Origin of the sequence: Streptomyces melanogenes (assembly GCF_014649795.1) — a bacterium.
In the GTDB taxonomy this organism is placed as follows: Bacteria; Actinomycetota; Actinomycetes; order Streptomycetales; family Streptomycetaceae; genus Streptomyces; species Streptomyces noboritoensis.
Genome location: NZ_BMTS01000013.1, coordinates 190,079 through 205,507 on the forward strand (window position 1 = coordinate 190,079; position 15,429 = coordinate 205,507).

Below are 15,429 nucleotides of genomic sequence, written 5' to 3' on the forward strand. Positions count from 1 at the left end.
AACCACACATTCGTGGGACCTGCGAGAGAGCGTGCCTTGTGGCTGACGTACCTGCCGATCTTGCCGCAGTGTGGCCACGAGTGCTGGAGCAGCTCCTCGCGGAGGGCCAGCAGGGCATCGAGCCCAAGGACAAGCAGTGGATCGAGCGCTGCCAGCCGCTCGCCCTGGTCGCCGACACGGCACTGCTCGCCGTCCCCAACGAGTGGGGCAAGCGCGTCCTGGAGGGCCGGCTCGCCCCGCTGATCAGCGACACGCTCAGCCGTGAGTGCGGCCGCCAGATCCGGATCGCGATCACCGTCGACGACTCCGTGGGCGAGCCCCCCGGCGGCGGCCCGCAGTCCGCGCCGCCCCAGCAGCAGCCCCCGCGCTACCAGGACGACGCCTACGGCCGCCCGGCCGACGACGGCCTGCCGACCGTGCGCCCCGCCTACCCGGACTACCAGCAGCAGCGCCCCGAGCCCGGCGCCTGGCCGCGCGCCCAGGAGGACCTGTCCTGGCAGCAGCAGCGCCTGGGCGGCTTCCAGGAGCGCGACCCGTACGCGACCGCCCGCCCGCAGCAGCCGCAGCACGACTACCGGCAGCCGCAGATGCCCGAGCGCCCGCAGTACGAGCAGCAGTCGCAGCCGTACGAGCAGCAGCGCCAGGACCGGCACGAGCGCCACGAGCGGCACGACCTCCCCGAGCCGCAGGCCCCGCAGCACCACGGCGGCCCGCAGCCGGGCGGCGGCGCCCCGCGCCCGATGGGCGGCCCCTCGTCGTCCTCGGCGCAGCCCGGCGGCCCCGGCGAGCCGCACGCGCGGCTCAACCCCAAGTATCTCTTCGACACGTTCGTCATCGGTTCCTCGAACCGGTTCGCGCACGCGGCGGCCGTCGCCGTCGCCGAGGCGCCGGCCAAGGCGTACAACCCGCTCTTCATCTACGGGGAGTCGGGCCTTGGCAAAACGCATCTGCTGCACGCCATCGGGCACTACGCCCGCAGCCTCTACCCCGGCACGCGCGTGCGCTACGTGAGCTCCGAGGAATTCACCAACGAGTTCATCAACTCGATCCGCGACGGCAAGGGCGACACCTTCCGCAAGCGGTACCGGGACGTGGACATCCTTCTGGTCGACGACATCCAGTTCCTGGCGAGCAAGGAGTCGACGCAGGAGGAGTTCTTCCACACGTTCAACACGCTCCACAACGCCAACAAGCAGATCGTGCTCTCCTCCGACCGGCCGCCCAAGCAGCTGATGACGCTGGAGGACCGGCTGAGGAACCGTTTCGAGTGGGGCCTGACCACCGATGTGCAGCCGCCCGAGCTGGAGACGCGGATCGCGATCCTCCGTAAGAAGGCGGTGCAGGAGCAGCTCAACGCCCCGCCGGAGGTGCTGGAGTTCATCGCGTCCCGGATCTCGCGGAACATCCGCGAGCTGGAGGGCGCGCTGATCCGGGTGACGGCGTTCGCGTCGCTCAACCGGCAGCCGGTGGACCTGGGGCTCACCGAGATCGTGCTGAAGGACCTGATCCCCGGCGGCGAGGACTCGGCGCCCGAGATCACGGCCGGCGCGATCATGGCGGCGACCGCCGACTACTTCGGGCTCACCGTCGAGGACCTGTGCGGATCCTCGCGCAGCCGGGTCCTGGTGACGGCTCGGCAGATCGCGATGTACCTGTGCCGCGAGCTGACCGACCTCTCGCTGCCGAAGATTGGGGCGCAGTTCGGCGGCCGCGACCACACGACGGTGATGCACGCCGACCGCAAGATCCGCGCGCTGATGGCCGAGCGGCGCTCCATCTACAACCAGGTCACCGAGCTCACCAACCGCATCAAGAACGGCTGAGCCGACCGCTCACACGGCCTCACAGGGCGCCCGGGACACCGTCCCGGGCGCCCTTTTCCGTCGCCTCTACGCGCGCGTGGAGCCTCTCCGCACCCGTCGCCCACGCGCGCGTGGCGTCTCTCAGCGGCGTCCTCCCGCGTCGCTCGAAGCCTCACCACAGCGCCGTTCCGCCCCTGTGTACGGCCCGCCGCGACCGCTCCGTACGGCTCGCTCGGGCCTCCGGTGTTCGAATACGGGCCGGTCAGAGGGAGTTCTCCACAGATCCGGGGACTTTTCCCCGTCCACACCCTGGGGACTGTTCAGTTGTCCAGATTGCTTCCACAGGCCGGCGCCCTGATACTCCATCACCCCAGGTCAGATACTTGTGGATTTGTGCGTGAGCGTGCTCCACAGGCTGTGGATGAATTCTCTGTCCACAGCCTGTGGTCAAAGTTGTCCACCGGCGGCCCACAGGCTGGGGCCCGTTGCCCACAGCTTCTCCACAGCGCTGTCCACTGTTCGGCAACGCAACACCCCCCATCACCGTGTCGAGTGAAAGGCGTCACACCAACGAGGCCGGTTGGGCTGTGGGGAACGTGGGTAAAGCTGGGGACAGCTCTGGGGAGAAGTGGGCCCTGCCTGTGCATCGGGTGTGCAGAACTTTCGGGTGTCCACAGAACCGGTGAGTTGTCCACCGGCTCCACCCACAGGCGCGGTGGACAAAAAACTGGGTCTGACCTGCAAAAACGGGGTTATCCACGGTTTCCACAGGCCCTACTACTACTCCCACTTAGAGTTAGCTAGGTTTCCGCTTCGAAGTGGGGCCTGTGCACAACTCGAGCCCGGTGGCTCCCGGGCCGCTCGGCACGACTTGACCCCGACTCGCACCGAGTGTCAGCGGCGTACGTCAGACTGGTCCCCGGCGATACAGCCGACGACGAAAGCCAGCAGGGCGAGCCAGCAACAGCAGGAGGCGGTTCCGGTGAAGATCCGGGTGGAGCGCGATGTTCTCGCGGAGGCGGTGGCGTGGGTGGCCCGCAGCCTCCCGGCCCGTCCGCCCGCGCCCGTGCTCGCGGGCCTTCTTCTGAAGGCGGAGGACGGCGCCCTCAGCTTCTCCAGCTTCGACTACGAGGTCTCGGCGCGGGTTTCGGTCGAGGCCGAGGTCGACGAGGACGGCACGGTGCTCGTCTCGGGCCGCCTGCTCGCCGACATCTGCCGCGCCCTGCCCAACCGCCCGGTGGAGATTTCCACAGACGGTGTACGGGCGACGGTGGTCTGCGGCTCCTCCCGCTTCACCCTCCACACCCTGCCTGTGGAGGAGTACCCGGCGCTGCCGCAGATGCCGACCGCCACTGGCACCGTTCCCGGTGAGGTCTTCGCCTCCGCCGCCGCCCAGGTCGCCATCGCCGCCGGGCGCGACGACACGCTGCCCGTGCTGACCGGCGTCCGGATCGAGATCGAGGGTGACACGGTCACCCTGGCCTCGACCGACCGCTACCGCTTCGCGGTCCGCGAGTTCCTGTGGAAGCCGGAGAACCCGGACGCCTCCGCGGTCGCCCTGGTGCCCGCCAAGACGCTCCTGGACACCGCCAAGGCCCTGACCAGCGGCGACACGGTCACGCTCGCCCTGTCGGGCTCGGGCGCCGGCGAGGGCCTGATCGGCTTCGAGGGCGCCGGCCGCCGCACCACGACCCGGCTGCTCGAAGGCGACCTGCCGAAGTACCGGACGCTGTTCCCGACCGAGTTCAACTCGGTAGCGGTGATCGAGACCGCGCCCTTCGTCGAGGCCGTCAAGCGCGTCTCCCTGGTCGCCGAGCGCAACACGCCGGTCCGCCTCAGCTTCGAGCAGGGCGTGCTCATCCTGGAGGCCGGTTCCAGCGACGACGCACAGGCTGTGGAAAGGGTCGACGCCAACCTGGAGGGCGACGACATCTCGATCGCCTTCAACCCGACCTTCCTGCTCGACGGCCTGAGCGCCATCGACTCCCCGGTCGCCCAGCTCTCCTTCACCACCTCGACCAAGCCGGCGCTGCTGAGCGGCAAGCCCGCGCTCGACGCCGAGGCGGACGACGCGTACAAGTACCTGATCATGCCGGTGCGTCTCTCCGGCTGATCCACCCGGCTGACCTGCGGGGCCATGTTCGTCTGAGCGGCCGACCCCACAGGTGTGTGCCCGTGTCCGGGCGTAGTCTCGGACACGGGTACGAACGCCACAACGTCAAAGGATCATGTGATGGAGCTCGGTCTCGTCGGCCTCGGCAAGATGGGCGGCAACATGCGCGAGCGGATTCGCCGCGCAGGCCACACCGTCATCGGTTACGACCGCAACCCGGACGTCGCCGATGTCCACAGCCTCGAAGAGCTTGTGGGCAAGCTCAAGGGCCCGCGCGTGGTCTGGGTGATGGTCCCGGCCGGTGCCGCGACCCAGTCGACCATCGACGAGCTGGCCGAGCTGCTCTCCCCCGGCGACGTGGTCGTCGACGGCGGCAACTCCCGCTGGACCGACGATGAGAAGCACGCCGTCGAGCTGGGCCTCAAGGGCATCGGCTTCGTCGACTGCGGCGTCTCCGGCGGCGTCTGGGGCCTGGAGAACGGCTACGCGCTGATGTACGGCGGCGACGCCGAGAACGTGGCGAAGGTCCAGCCGATCTTCGACGCGCTCAAGCCCGAGGGCGAGTTCGGCTCGGTCCACGCGGGCAAGGTCGGCGCCGGCCACTTCGCCAAGATGGTCCACAACGGCATCGAGTACGCGATGATGCAGGCGTACGCCGAGGGCTGGGAGCTCCTGGAGAAGGTCGACTCCGTCACCGACGTGCGCGAGGTCTTCCGCAGCTGGCAGGAGGGCACGGTCATCCGTTCCTGGCTGCTGGACCTGGCGGTCAACGCCCTCGACGAGGACGAGCACCTCGACCAGCTGCGCGGCTTCGCCGCGGACTCCGGCGAGGGCCGGTGGACCGTGGAGGCCGCCATCGACAACGCCGTGCCGCTGCCCGCGATCACCGCGTCGCTGTTCGCGCGGTTCGCGTCCCGGCAGGACGACTCCCCGCAGATGAAGATGATCGCGGCGCTGCGCAACCAGTTCGGCGGCCACGCGGTCGAGTCCAAGAAGTAGTCCACAGGCTGTTGGCAGGGCCGGGGGAGGTCGGCGCACCACCATGCACGTCACGCATCTCTCGCTGGCCGACTTCCGCTCGTACGCCCGGGTCGAGGTTCCGCTCGACCCGGGCGTCACCGCTTTCGTGGGCGCCAACGGCCAGGGCAAGACGAATCTCGTCGAGGCGGTCGGCTATCTGGCGACCCTCGGCAGCCACCGCGTCTCCTCGGACGCGCCGCTGGTGCGCATGGGCGCCGACCGGGCGATCATCCGCGCGGCCGTGACCCAGGGCGAGCGTTCCCAGCTGATCGAGCTGGAGCTGAACCCGGGCCGCGCGAACCGGGCCCGTATCAACCGCTCCTCGCAGGTCAGACCGCGTGACGTGCTGGGGATAGTGCGGACCGTGCTCTTTGCGCCGGAGGATCTGGCGCTGGTCAAGGGCGACCCCGGTGAGCGGCGGCGGTTCCTGGACGAGCTGGTCACCGCGCGCTCCCCGCGCATGGCGGCCGTCCGCTCCGACTACGACCGCGTCCTCAAGCAGCGCAACACCCTGCTGAAGTCGGCCGCGATGGCCCGGCGGCACGGCGGCCGCGGCATGGACCTGTCGACGCTCGACGTGTGGGACCAGCATCTGGCGCGGGCGGGCGCGGAGCTGCTCGCCCAGCGCCTCGACCTGATCGCCACGCTCCAGCCGCTCGCCGACAAGGCGTACGAGCAGCTGGCGCCCGGCGGCGGTCCGGTCGCGCTGGAGTACCGCCCGTCGGCGCAGGGCGAGGCCGTCGCCCGCGAGGAGCTGTACGGCCAGCTCATGGCCGCGCTCGCCGACGTACGCAAGCAGGAGATCGAGCGGGGCGTCACCCTGGTCGGGCCGCACCGCGACGACCTGCTGCTCAAGCTCGGCCAGCTGCCCGCCAAGGGATACGCCAGCCACGGCGAGTCCTGGTCGTACGCGCTGGCGCTGCGGCTCGCCTCCTACGACCTGCTGCGGGCCGAGGGCAACGAGCCGGTCCTGGTCCTGGACGACGTCTTCGCGGAGCTGGACGCCCGGCGCCGTGAACGGCTGGCGGAGCTGGTGGCTCCGGGCGAGCAGGTGCTGGTGACGGCGGCCGTGGACGACGACGTGCCGGGCGTCCTCGCGGGGGCGCGGTACGAGGTCGCCGCGGGGGAGGTGGCGCGGGTATGAGCGAGCACTCCGGTAACGAGACGCCGACGCCCAAGGTTCCCGAGTCCTCCGGCGTCGACCTCGCGCGCGTGGCGCTGCGCGCCGCCAAGGAGCAGGCCAAGGCGCGGGGCGCCGCCGCACAGCAGAAGAAGCAGGCCCGCCGTGGTGGCGGCCTGCGCTCCGGCGCACGCGCGGACGGGCGCGACCCGCAGCCGCTGGGCGCCGCGATCAACCGGCTGATCACCGAGCGCGGCTGGGAGACCCCGGCCGCGGTGGGCGGCGTGATGGGCCGCTGGCCGCAGATCGTCGGCGACGACCTGGCCAACCACTGCGTTCCGCTGCGCTACGACGAGGACCCCGACGAGCGCGTGCTCACCGTGCAGTGCGACTCCACGGCGTGGGCGACCCAGCTGCGCCTGCTCGCGCCCCAGCTGGTGGCCCGGCTGAACGCGGACCTGGGCCACGGCACGGTCCGGATGATCAAGGTCCTGGGCCCGGGTGGGCCGCCCACGCGCTACGGGCGCCTGCGGGCCCCGGGCAGCACGGGGCCGGGCGACACGTACGGGTGAGGGCAGGGCGCCCCCGCCCGCCCCGCCGCACCCGCTCCGCCCTGTCCCGTACCGAAGAACCCGCCACCGTCCCCCTGTTGGCGGACCTCGCGCGCCAGGAAACCGGGCGGTACGGGTGAGGCGTCCCTCACGGTAGCCGGAGGTTGACAGGCCGAAGCGCTGAATGCCGGTGTGAGGCTCTTGGAGCCCCTGCCCGGATATGGGGAGTCGGTAGCCGCCCGCTCAGGGCGGCACATGCGGACTCAGGTACCGGCAAACCCCCATTCATGTCGGCGCTACCGGTAGACTGGTCAATAATCCCGCCCTCCTCGCGGGACCCACCGAATGACGCGGTCGGACGCGCTGCCCCTGCGGGGCGCCGCCGGACGCTGACCATCGCTGAACGACGCAGCCGCTCCTGTCTGCCCAGGAAGGCTGTGCTGTGCCAGAAAGGGCGCTTCGTGGCCGATTCCGGCAACCCCAACGAGAACACCCCGTCCGCTGCCGCCGGTGAGAACGGCGAGGTCACCGCCTCGTACGACGCCAGCGCCATCACCGTCCTCGAAGGTCTGGACGCGGTCCGCAAGCGACCCGGCATGTACATCGGCTCGACCGGTGAGCGCGGCCTGCACCACCTGGTGCAAGAGGTCGTCGACAACTCCGTCGACGAGGCCCTCGCCGGTCACGCGGACACGATCGACGTCACGATCCTCGCCGACGGCGGCGTGCGCGTGGTCGACAACGGCCGCGGCATCCCCGTGGACATGCACCCCGTGGAGAAGAAGCCGGCCGTCGAGGTCGTGCTCACCGTCCTGCACGCGGGCGGCAAGTTCGGCGGCGGTGGTTACGCCGTCTCCGGTGGTTTGCACGGTGTCGGCGTCTCCGTCGTCAACGCCCTCTCGACCAAGCTCGCCGTCGACATCAAGCGCGACGGCTACCGCTGGACGCAGGACTACAAGCTCGGTGTCCCCACCGCGCCCCTGGCCAAGCACGAGCAGGTCGAGGACAGCGGCACCACGGTGACGTTCTGGGCCGACCCGGACGTCTTCGAGACGACCGAGTACTCCTTCGAGACGCTCGCGCGGCGCTTCCAGGAGATGGCCTTCCTCAACAAGGGCCTGACGATCAAGCTGACGGACGAGCGGGAGTCGGCGAAGGCCGTCTCCGGGGCGGACTCGGCAGACGAGTCGGAGGACCAGCAGGCGCTCACGGTCTCGTACCACTACGAGGGCGGCATCGTCGACTTCGTGAAGTACCTCAACTCGCGCAAGGGCGAGCTGATCCACCCGACCGTGATCGACGTGGAGGCCGAGGACAAGGAGCGCATGCTCTCGGCCGAGATCGCGATGCAGTGGAACTCTCAGTACAGCGAGGGCGTTTACTCCTTTGCGAACACCATCCACACGCACGAGGGGGGTACGCATGAGGAGGGATTCCGCGCGGCGCTCACGGGCCTGGTCAACCGGTATGCCCGTGACAAGAAGCTGCTGCGCGAGAAGGACGACAACCTCTCCGGCGAGGATATCCGCGAGGGTCTGACGGCGATCATCTCCGTCAAGCTGGGCGAGCCGCAGTTCGAGGGCCAGACCAAGACGAAGCTGGGCAACACCGAGGCGAAGACGTTCGTCCAGAAGGTCGTGCACGAGCACCTGACCGACTGGTTCGACCGGAACCCCAACGAGGCCGCGGACATCATCCGCAAGGCCATCCAGGCGCAGACGGCACGTGTCGCCGCCCGCAAGGCGCGCGACCTGACCCGCCGCAAGGGTCTGCTGGAAAGCGCCTCTCTTCCCGGCAAGCTCTCCGACTGCCAGTCCAACGACCCGACGAAGTGCGAGATCTTCATCGTCGAGGGTGACTCCGCCGGTGGTTCGGCGAAGTCCGGCCGCAACCCGATGTACCAGGCCATCCTGCCGATCCGCGGCAAGATCCTGAACGTCGAGAAGGCCCGTATCGACAAGATCCTGCAGAACACCGAGGTCCAGGCGCTGATCTCGGCCTTCGGCACCGGGGTCCACGAGGACTTCGACATCGAGAAGCTCCGCTATCACAAGATCATCCTGATGGCGGACGCCGACGTCGACGGCCAGCACATCAACACCCTGCTGCTGACCTTCCTCTTCCGCTTCATGCGGCCGCTGGTCGAGGCCGGACACGTGTACCTGTCGCGCCCGCCGCTCTACAAGATCAAGTGGGGCCGGGACGACTTCGAGTACGCCTACTCCGACCGCGAGCGCGACGCGCTCGTGGAGCTCGGCAAGCAGTCGGGCAAGCGGATCCGCGAGGACTCGATCCAGCGCTTCAAGGGCCTCGGCGAGATGAACGCCGAGGAGCTGCGCGTCACCACGATGGACGTCGAGCACCGCGTCCTGGGCCAGGTCACCCTGGACGACGCGGCCCAGGCCGACGACCTGTTCTCGGTGCTGATGGGCGAGGACGTCGAGGCACGGCGCTCGTTCATCCAGCGCAACGCCAAGGACGTCCGCTTCCTCGACATCTGAGTCGGTCTGTCGCTGACCGCTTCGAAAGGACTTGAGAACCAGCAATGGCCGACGAGAACACTCCCGCGACCACTGAACCGACCGAGGAAGACCCTGTCCTGCGCATCGAGCCCGTCGGGCTCGAGACGGAGATGCAGCGCTCCTACCTCGACTACGCGATGTCCGTCATCGTCTCGCGCGCGCTGCCGGACGTACGGGACGGCCTGAAGCCCGTCCACCGCCGCGTCCTGTACGCGATGTACGACGGCGGGTACCGGCCCGAGAAGGGCTTCTACAAGTGCGCCCGCGTCGTCGGCGACGTCATGGGCACATACCACCCGCACGGCGACTCCTCGATCTACGACGCGCTCGTCCGCCTCGCCCAGCACTGGTCGATGCGCCTGCCGCTGGTCGACTCCAACGGCAACTTCGGTTCCCCGGGCAACGACCCGGCCGCCGCCATGCGGTACACCGAGTGCAAGATGATGCCGCTGTCCATGGAGATGGTCCGCGACATCGACGAGGAGACCGTCGACTTCCAGGACAACTACGACGGCCGCAACCAGGAGCCGACGGTCCTGCCGGCGCGCTTCCCGAACCTGCTGGTCAACGGCTCCGCCGGCATCGCCGTCGGTATGGCCACCAACATCCCGCCGCACAACCTGCGCGAGGTGGCGGACGGCGCCCAGTGGTTCCTGTCGCACCCCGAGGCCTCGCACGAGGAGCTCCTGGACGCGCTGATCGAGCGCATCAAGGGCCCCGACTTCCCGACCGGCGCCCTCGTGGTCGGCCGCAAGGGCATCGAGGAGGCCTACCGCACGGGCCGCGGCTCCATCACGATGCGCGCGGTGGTCGCGGTCGAGGAGATCCAGAACCGCCAGTGCCTGGTGGTGACCGAGCTTCCGTACCAGGTCAACCCCGACAACCTGGCGCAGAAGATCGCCGACCTGGTGAAGGACGGCAAGGTCGGCGGCATCGCCGACGTCCGCGACGAGACCAGCTCCCGCACCGGCCAGCGCCTGGTCATCGTGCTCAAGCGGGACGCGGTCGCCAAGGTCGTCCTCAACAACCTGTACAAGCACACCGACCTCCAGACGAACTTCGGCGCCAACATGCTGGCGCTCGTCGACGGCGTGCCGCGCACGCTCTCGCTGGACGCGTTCATCCGCCACTGGGTGACGCACCAGATCGAGGTCATCGTCCGGCGCACCAGGTTCCGGCTGCGCAAGGCCGAGGAGCGGGCCCACATCCTGCGCGGTCTGCTCAAGGCGCTCGACGCGATCGACGAGGTCATCGCGCTGATCCGGCGCAGCGACACCGTCGAGGTCGCGCGCGAGGGCCTGATGGGCCTGCTCTCCATCGACGAGATCCAAGCCAACGCGATCCTGGAGATGCAGCTCCGCCGGCTCGCCGCCCTGGAGCGGCAGAAGATCGTCGCCGAGCACGACGAGCTCCAGGCGAAGATCAACGAGTACAACGCGATCCTCGCCTCGCCCGAGCGCCAGCGCCAGATCATCAGCGAGGAACTGGCCGCGATCGTCGAGAAGTTCGGCGACGACCGGCGCTCCAAGCTGGTGCCCTTCGACGGTGACATGTCCATCGAGGACCTGATCGCCGAAGAGGACATCGTCGTCACCATCACCAACGGTGGCTACGTCAAGCGCACCAAGACCGAGGACTACCGCTCGCAGAAGCGCGGCGGCAAGGGCGTGCGGGGCACCAAGCTGAAGCAGGACGACATCGTCGACCACTTCTTCGTCTCCACCACCCACCACTGGCTGCTGTTCTTCACCAACAAGGGCCGCGTCTACCGGGCCAAGGCGTACGAGCTGCCGGACGCCGGCCGGGACGCGCGCGGCCAGCACGTGGCGAACCTGCTGGCCTTCCAGCCGGACGAGAAGATCGCCCAGATCCTCGCCATCCGCGACTACGAGGCGGCGCCCTATCTGATCCTGGCCACCAAGGGCGGCCTGGTGAAGAAGACCTCGCTCAAGGACTACGACTCGCCCCGTTCGGGTGGCGTCATCGCCATCAACCTGCGCGAGACCGCGGACGGCGGCGACGACGAGCTGATCGGCGCGGAGCTGGTGTCGGCCGAGGACGATCTGCTGCTCGTCAGCAAGAAGGCGCAGTCCATCCGCTTCACGGCGACGGACGACGCCCTGCGCCCGATGGGCCGCGCCACCTCGGGCGTCAAGGGGATGAGTTTCCGCGAGGGCGACGAGCTGCTCTCGATGAATGTCGTCCGGCCCGGTACTTTCGTGTTCACCGCCACCGACGGCGGGTACGCGAAGCGGACCCCCGTCGACGAGTACCGCGTCCAGGGTCGCGGTGGCCTCGGCATCAAGGCCGCCAAGATCGTCGAGGACCGGGGCTCGCTGGTCGGCGCGCTGGTGGTCGAGGAGACGGACGAAATCCTCGCCATCACGCTCGGCGGTGGTGTGATTCGTACGCGAGTCAACGAGGTCAGGGAGACGGGCCGTGACACCATGGGCGTCCAACTGATCAACCTGGGCAAGCGCGATGCCGTCGTCGGCATCGCTCGTAACGCCGAGGCCGGTCGCGAGGCTGAAGAGGTCGACGGTCCCGAAGGGACCGAGATCGACGCGGCCGAGGGCGAGTCTGCCGAGGCCGCAGTCGAGGGCACGGAGCCTTCGGCCGGTGAGCACGAGGAGTAGAGCGTGAGTGGAGCCACGGGCGCCGGATCGGCCGCTTCCGGAGCGAACGGTGCCCGTGGCCCTGCCGCGGACTCCCAGGGGGTAACGGTGACCGACACCCGCGGGCCCAAGGCCCGGTCCGACTACGAGGGATACGCCGCCGGGGCACTGCCCGGCGAGCGCGAGAAGCCCGCCTCGGGCCCCGCGCAGCCGTACCACCCGCCGCAGGCCTACCCGACGTCCCAGAACGGGACGCAGGGCGGCCAGCAGCGCGGCGGCGGCTCGTCGTCCGCCGCGATCCGCCGGCCCCGCACAGGGGCCCGTACGACACCGCGTACGCGCAAGGCACGGCTGCGGGTGGCCAAGGCCGACCCGTGGTCGGTGATGAAGGTCAGCTTCCTGCTCTCCATCGCGCTGGGCGTGTGCACGGTGGTGGCGTCGGCGGTCCTGTGGATGGTCATGGACGCCATGGGCGTCTTCTCGTCCGTGGGCGGGACCATCAGCGAGGCCACCGGCTCCAACGAGTCCAACGGCTTCGACCTGCAGTCCTTCCTGTCGCTGCCGCGCGTGCTGATCTTCACCTCGGTGATCGCGGTCATCGACGTGGTGCTCGCCACCGCGCTGGCGACGCTCGGCGCGTTCATCTACAACCTCTCGGCCGGTTTCGTGGGCGGCATCGAGCTCACGCTGGCCGAGGACGAGTAGGCGCGGGTTGCCGCAGGTCGAACGGGGGGCGGCTATCGATTTTGGGACTGGCCCCCACGTGCGCTAATCTTCAGAGGTCAGCGCGCGGGGGACATCCCGCAGAGCGCGGCGGGGCTATAGCTCAGTTGGTTAGAGCGCATCCCTGATAAGGATGAGGCCACAGGTTCAAATCCTGTTAGCCCCACAGTGCAGAAGGTCCCCGGACGAGAGTCCGGGGACCTTTTCGTTGTGCCGTGCGGTCCCCGTGCCGTGCGGTTCTCGTAGTGGGTGATCCCCGCGCCGGTGGGGCCCCGCCGTGTACGTACTACGTACGTACACGAAGAAGCCCGGCAACTCGGGGGAGTCGCCGGGCTCGTGTCTCGCAAGCTCGGGCAGGAGCTGGGAGAGCGGTCAGGGCGTGGAGACCGGGGCGCTGTCGTCCGCAGCGGGCGTCTCGGCTTCGTCGGCGCCCGTCGGGCCACTCGCTCCGCCGCCGCCCTCGTTCTCGTCGTGGGCCCCGGGCAGGTGCCGGGTCGACGGCGAGGAGCCGTGGGCCTCGGCGCGGATGCGCTGCTTCATCGTGGGCGGCAGCGCCGAGGCACTGGGCAGGGCCCAGCGCACGTTCGGGGTCTCGGGGAGCAGCTTTTCGCTGCGGTGGTGCGCGGCGCCCTGCTGCGGTAGGGAAGCGACGGCGGTGGCCTGGCCGGCCAGGCCGAGGGAGGCGAGGAGGGCGACGAGCGCGCCGATGAGTGCGGTCCACCACGTCGTGAGCTTGCTGGTTGCCATGACTTCCTCGCTTCTGAATCGTTCTTCAGGTGCCCGATTTGCGTTGGATCTCATGATGTGTACCAGCACCGCAGAGCGAGGGGGCGACGCACCGTTATGGGCGGATCTTCCGATGAACTGCACTCGGATGGACCATCACCGATTGGTATCGATCGGTGTGTATAGTCGGGCGACAGAGGTCCCTTACGTCAAGGAAAGACGAGGTCGCGCGGTGAAGAAGCTCCTCCTGGTCGCACTGGCCGCCATCGGCGGGCTCCTCGTGTACCGCCAGATCCAGGCGGATCGCGCCGAGCAGGACCTGTGGACGGAGGCGACCGACTCCGTGCCCGCAGGTTCGGGTGTGTGAGCCCCACAGAGTCCAAGTTGCAGAGCCCCGGCCGCCGACGCGGCCGGGGCTCTGTGCTGTCATGTGCCCGGGGCAGTCGTCCCCACGGGTTCACCTGCGCAAATCAATGGCTTGCAGAAGCAAAATTGAAGGGGGCGCGGCGGCATGACGAACCAGCGTGGGAAGGGCCGGGCCGTGGCCGCCGTGGCCGCGCTGTGCACGCTGGCGGCCCTCCAGGGCCAGGGTGCGCAAGCCGCGACCGGGCAGCGGCCCCAGCACCCGTACCGCGCTGACGGCCCCTACCGCTACGACCCGCGCGCCCAGCCGGTCACGGCGGCCCCGACCGGGCAGGGCGCGCAGCGGCTTGCGGCGGGAACGGTGTACCGGTCGGCCGTCGGGCCTGGCGCCAAGGCGTACTTCCAGGTCGACCTGGGCAGCACCGGAGACGCCTATGTGTCGGCCGTGGCGGTGCCGAAGCCGGACACCAAGGTCGCCTTCGGCGACGGCGTCGAGCTCACGCTCCAGGACCGCGACGGCAACACCTGCGACACCGGCCGCGCGGTCTTCGGCTCGCCCGAGTACCCGAGGCCGATCGCCGCGTACGTCTCACGCGGCCTCACCCGCAATCAGACGCCCTGTCAGGGGGCGGGCACGTACTACGTGTTGGTCCAGCGGATCGGCGACGCCGCCTCCGCGCCCGGCGAGTGGGGCCTGGAGCTGCGGCACACCAGGGAGCCGAGGCTCACGGCCGAGGCCCCGACGACCGCGCCCACGCACTGGGCGACCGCCTCGCCGCCCGTGCCCTCCTCGGCGGCGCGCGCGGTCCACGGCGGTACGGGCTTCGCCGACGCGCCGCGGCTGAGCGGCGGCGCGTGGCGCGACACCTTGAAGCCGGGCGCCACGCTTTTCTACCGCGTCCCGGTCGGCTGGGAACAGCAGCTGTCCGCCACCGCTGAACTGGGCCGTGCGGGCGGGAGCGGATACGTGGCCTATGCCATCGACCTCCAGCTCTACAACCCGGCGCTCGGCCCGGTCGCCGACGTGTACACGGGGTACGACGGGAAGCCCGCCTCCGTCGCCTTCCAGCCGCTCGCGCCGGTGGCGTACGAGAACCGGTATTCCACCTCGGGCCCGGTCGGTGCGCTGCGCTTCCGGGGCGACCACTACCTGGCCGTCAGTCTCAGTCCCCAGGTCGGCCGGACGCTCGGCCCGGGGGCGTACCCCGTCACGCTGCGGGTGGGCGTGCGCGGCGAGGCGAAGCAGGGGCCCGCGTACGAAGGGACCGCGCCCGACTTCGCGACCGACGGCCGGGCCACCGGCCACGCCCCGGCCGCGGCCCAGCCCCGGCACGACGGCGGCTCGACGAAGATGCGGCTGCTCGCGGCGGGCGGGATCGGGACGGGGACGCTGCTGGTGGGGTGGCTGGGGGTGCGGACGCTGGTCGCGCGGCGGCGGGCGCAGCCGGTCAGGCCGGGCTGAGGATCCTCCCCGGAGCGCCTTTCCAGCCGTGGCTGAGCCCAGAACCCCGGTTCAGACCCGGCTGAGCGCCCAGAAGCCGACGGCGAAGCAGAGCAGGGCCAGGAGCAGCACCGGGACCGTCACCTTCGGGGGCGGTCCCGGGCGTTTGTGCCGGGCGGCGGGCGGTGCAGGCGCGGGGCCGGTGGCCGGGGTGGGGACAGGTCCGGAAACCGGTGGGGCCGGAGTGGGAACCTGCGTGCTCTGGCCGGTGTACCTCTTAGTGACAGGGGTGGGTGTGTACGAGGGCGGATAAGGGGGCGGGATCGGATGGAATCCGTCGGCCGTGGGCGGGGTGGGCAACTGGTGGGCGGGAAACGGATGTTGCCTCTCCCGTCCCCGTCCCCGTCCCTGCCCCTGCCCCTGCCCCTGCCCC

The 15,429-nt window shown here is 69.9% G+C and carries 11 protein-coding genes and 1 tRNA gene; 11 read left to right on the plus strand and 1 reads right to left on the minus strand.

Going from position 1 to position 15,429, the window contains the following annotated elements; genetic code table 11:
- The first annotated feature begins 38 nt into the window (after positions 1-38).
- The 9 genes from dnaA to IE252_RS27040 all read left to right on the plus strand — a co-directional run bounded on the left by dnaA (position 39) and on the right by IE252_RS27040 (position 12,632).
- Positions 39-1,823, plus strand: coding sequence for a chromosomal replication initiator protein DnaA (gene dnaA, locus IE252_RS27000; RefSeq protein ID WP_190092053.1), 1,785 nt, complete (start codon positions 39-41; stop codon positions 1,821-1,823).
- A 961-nt stretch (positions 1,824-2,784) separates the two neighbouring features.
- Entirely contained in the window at positions 2,785-3,915 is a 1,131-nt protein-coding gene (dnaN, locus tag IE252_RS27005; RefSeq protein ID WP_101389151.1) for a DNA polymerase III subunit beta, read from the plus strand.
- 120 nt (positions 3,916-4,035) lie between these two features.
- Positions 4,036-4,914 (plus strand): phosphogluconate dehydrogenase (NAD(+)-dependent, decarboxylating), encoded by an 879-nt coding sequence (gnd, locus tag IE252_RS27010; protein ID WP_101389150.1) that lies wholly within the window; start codon positions 4,036-4,038, stop codon positions 4,912-4,914.
- 43 nt (positions 4,915-4,957) lie between these two features.
- Positions 4,958-6,079 (plus strand): DNA replication/repair protein RecF, encoded by a 1,122-nt coding sequence (gene recF, locus IE252_RS27015; protein ID WP_190092054.1) that lies wholly within the window; start codon positions 4,958-4,960, stop codon positions 6,077-6,079.
- A complete protein-coding gene (locus tag IE252_RS27020; RefSeq protein ID WP_190092055.1) occupies positions 6,076-6,627 on the plus strand; it encodes a DciA family protein in 552 nt (183 codons plus the stop codon). The genes recF and IE252_RS27020 overlap by 4 nt, the downstream gene beginning before the upstream one ends.
- A 416-nt stretch (positions 6,628-7,043) precedes the next feature.
- The gene (gyrB, locus tag IE252_RS27025) at positions 7,044-9,107 is read left to right on the plus strand and encodes a DNA topoisomerase (ATP-hydrolyzing) subunit B (protein ID WP_283142578.1); all 2,064 of its coding nucleotides are present in this window, start codon (positions 7,044-7,046) and stop codon (positions 9,105-9,107) included.
- A gap of 44 nt (positions 9,108-9,151) precedes the next feature.
- Positions 9,152-11,764 carry a DNA gyrase subunit A gene (gyrA, locus tag IE252_RS27030; RefSeq protein ID WP_190092057.1) on the plus strand — a complete coding sequence of 871 codons (2,613 nt, stop codon included), beginning with the start codon at positions 9,152-9,154 and terminating at the stop codon, positions 11,762-11,764.
- A gap of 87 nt (positions 11,765-11,851) precedes the next feature.
- The gene (locus IE252_RS27035) at positions 11,852-12,448 is read left to right on the plus strand and encodes a DUF3566 domain-containing protein (RefSeq protein WP_229848808.1); all 597 of its coding nucleotides are present in this window, start codon (positions 11,852-11,854) and stop codon (positions 12,446-12,448) included.
- 110 nt (positions 12,449-12,558) lie between these two features.
- Positions 12,559-12,632: transfer RNA gene (locus tag IE252_RS27040), tRNA-Ile, on the plus strand.
- Between the two features lie 206 nt (positions 12,633-12,838).
- Here the strand turns inward: IE252_RS27040 and IE252_RS27045 are convergent.
- The gene (locus IE252_RS27045; protein WP_190092059.1) at positions 12,839-13,213 is read right to left on the minus strand and encodes a DUF6344 domain-containing protein; all 375 of its coding nucleotides are present in this window, start codon (positions 13,211-13,213) and stop codon (positions 12,839-12,841) included.
- 211 nt (positions 13,214-13,424) lie between these two features.
- Here IE252_RS27045 and IE252_RS43420 point away from each other — a divergent pair, with 211 nt between their 5' ends.
- Both IE252_RS43420 and IE252_RS27055 read left to right on the plus strand, forming a co-directional pair.
- Complete coding sequence (locus IE252_RS43420; protein WP_003958712.1) at positions 13,425-13,559, plus strand: DLW-39 family protein; 135 nt, start codon at positions 13,425-13,427, stop codon at positions 13,557-13,559.
- 144 nt (positions 13,560-13,703) lie between these two features.
- Positions 13,704-15,017 carry a hypothetical protein gene (locus tag IE252_RS27055; protein WP_190092060.1) on the plus strand — a complete coding sequence of 438 codons (1,314 nt, stop codon included), beginning with the start codon at positions 13,704-13,706 and terminating at the stop codon, positions 15,015-15,017.
- The last annotated feature ends 412 nt before the right edge of the window (positions 15,018-15,429 follow it).